The following is a 2,505-nucleotide window of genomic DNA, read 5'->3' on the forward strand; positions in this document are numbered from 1 at the left end:
TTTCTAGCTTCAATTTATATCTAAATCGGTTAAATTCCTTTTTTGCCTTTATACTCCATTCTTGATGCTTTTCTTCATTCATAATTACGTTAAGTTCTTCAGATAGAATTTTTTCCAGGAATTTAATCTCATTTTCACGATTGTAAAATATATTCAATAACCTGTATTTTAATAGTTCCTGTTCAATTGTTGTTTTCTTCGGAAAATCGCTAACTATAAGCTTGTTTAAGTGCATCAAACAGTATTGATGCACTAACTTATCCCCAAAAACTTCCTTTAAAATATCTGGGTATCTCTTATCAAAATCCGTAACAATAAACACAGGTTCTGATGTATCTAGATTTTTTCGTAGAAACGTTTTGATGGTTTCTGAACTTTTATCCTCAAAAAGTTCATCTGCTATTGTTCTTTGAGTTTTTGCATCCAGTAATGTTAAACGGTATTTCTGACAACGTCCCTCTTTTGGATGCTGTTCGTCATAGTGCACCATATGTACATTTTCTAAAATTGGAACATTTTCCTGTTCCATTTCTTTGTTGAATGTTCTAAAAATAGTGCTTCTTGATCTTGGAAATATGAAGCTCATTATATCAGAAATTCCATCATAAGAAACTTTATGGTATCTGAGCACCTGGAAAAAATTATTGAATGAATCAAAAAGTAAAGTTTTCAGACCTTCCCAAAAACTATGATCTTCTTCGTCTGTACTACCACAATTTTGGCATTTGTATCGACCAATGCTGATTTTTCCAAGACCTTTTTTGATGTATAGATTATAGCCGTTATGAACCATAGGAGCACTGCAAATAGGGCAGGCTGGAGGAATTTTTCTACGAAAAATTCCTCTTGTGGTATATTCGTAATCATTGCTATAACTATCAAAAAGGTATGAGAGAGCAGGGAGTTCCGATAAGTTATTAAGAGTAAGATTTATAATTACCATTGTTTTTGCCGTAACATCATTACATAGTTATAGAATTATAAATTTATATAGTGATGTTACACTTACTTTCATCACTAGATTTTGGAACTGAGTCCTAAAAAGGCTACCTGAATAGTAACAAAATAAGTAGCAAATCGAAGAATTTGCAGCTAACAAAATCCTTCTTCTACTTGTGATTCTTTTTTGGCGGATCATCAGTAATTAAAGCAACACACTGTGTTATGTATATATACATCATATACCCATTATATACATGTGGTATCTATGGTACAAGCTAAAATAAATATCAGCTCGCATTCTAACCAGTTATTGAACATTGTAAAAGCTAAGTACAATTTAAAAGATAAGAGCGCTGCTATTGACTTAGTTATGTCTCAGTATGAAGAAAAAGTTCTTGAACCTGGATTTAGTCCAGAATATATCGATAAATTAGACAAAATAAAGAAAGGAAAGCATATATTCGTAGGTAGTATAGATAATTTTGATAAAATCATAGATGACGCTGTTGATGATAAAGATGACTGATGCCTACGATTTGATTTTTAGTGATGCATTTATAAGTTCAGTCAAAAGAATTCAGAAAAAAGATAAAAAGTTATATGATAGCATCAAGCACAAAGCGAGTGAAATAGTTAATAATCCTTATAGATATAAAAATCTAAGATATGATATGAGCGGCTTAAGTCGTGTTCATATTGGACATTTTGTTTTGTCTTTTTCGATTGACGAAGACACGAAAACCGTTACTTTTGAAGATTTCGAGCATCACGATAACGCATATTGATATATGTCTTTAATCTCGCGATCTCTCCCTATTTTCTCCTTACTTCTATTCTTAAAAGAGAAATCAAAGAAAAAGAGTAAATGGAAATCTTGGAAAAAATAAAAACTGTGTATTCTCATAGCTATGAAATACCCTAAAAAAGCTTATGAAAGGGACCCAGAAGTTTTGCATCTGTATGTTAAAGGCATAAGAATTCTAACCCCTAAGGAGTACGAGGCACTAAAAACAGCGATTCCAAAAGAAGCCCACAAAACAATTTTGGATATTCTGCTCATAACTGGCATGAGGTACATAGAAGTCTTGAGACTTTATGACCACAAAGAATGGTACAATGAAAAAAGGAACCTGATCCATTTACCTGAATCAGCTCAAAAGAAGCAAAAGAGGAGACAGTTAGAGAGAACAATTCATCCTCTGCCTTCAATGTTTTCTTATCTTTTACGGGATTTCTGGCAGGCTAACAGGCCTCCACAAGAAACTACCTGGAACAAGAATCTTCAAAGATGGGCTGTTACTGCAGGCATCAACCCTTATGGCCTTTCAGTAAAGACCACAAGAAAAACATTAGAGTCCTGGATGGTTGCAGCAGGAATAATTGAATCTGCAGTCTGTCTCAGGCAAGGGCATGATAACTTAACAAGCATGAGGCATTACCAAGGACTTGTTTTTTCTGATGATGAACTACGGGATATTAAGAAAAAGTTGACTGCATGGGGAATAGTAAAATCAAAGTTGCGCTGGCGCACCCCGCTGCAAGCAACGGGGTATGTCCGCGCCA

General features: G+C 34.1%; 4 protein-coding genes. 3 read left to right on the forward strand and 1 reads right to left on the reverse strand.

All coding sequences use genetic code 11. The features are described from left to right. Positions 1 to 943, reverse strand: a 943-nt coding sequence (locus ASJ81_RS10945; protein WP_095642727.1) for an ISNCY family transposase, incomplete at its 3' end; no start/stop codon positions are given. Positions 944 to 1,207: 264 nt separating this feature from the next. Here ASJ81_RS10945 and ASJ81_RS10950 point away from each other — a divergent pair. The 3 genes from ASJ81_RS10950 to ASJ81_RS10960 all read left to right on the forward strand — a co-directional run. Then, a complete protein-coding gene (locus ASJ81_RS10950) occupies positions 1,208 to 1,468 on the forward strand; it encodes a DUF2683 family protein (RefSeq protein ID WP_095644480.1) in 261 nt (86 codons plus the stop codon). Next, a complete protein-coding gene (locus ASJ81_RS10955; protein WP_095644482.1) occupies positions 1,461 to 1,727 on the forward strand; it encodes a type II toxin-antitoxin system RelE family toxin in 267 nt (88 codons plus the stop codon). Before ASJ81_RS10950 ends, ASJ81_RS10955 begins: the two co-directional genes overlap by 8 nt. A gap of 123 nt (positions 1,728 to 1,850) precedes the next feature. Next, the coding region (locus ASJ81_RS10960; protein WP_095644481.1) for a site-specific integrase at positions 1,851 to 2,505 on the forward strand (655 nt) is incomplete at its 3' end.

It is taken from the genome of Methanosarcina spelaei (genome assembly GCF_002287235.1).
GTDB classification, from domain to species: domain Archaea; phylum Halobacteriota; class Methanosarcinia; order Methanosarcinales; family Methanosarcinaceae; genus Methanosarcina; species Methanosarcina spelaei.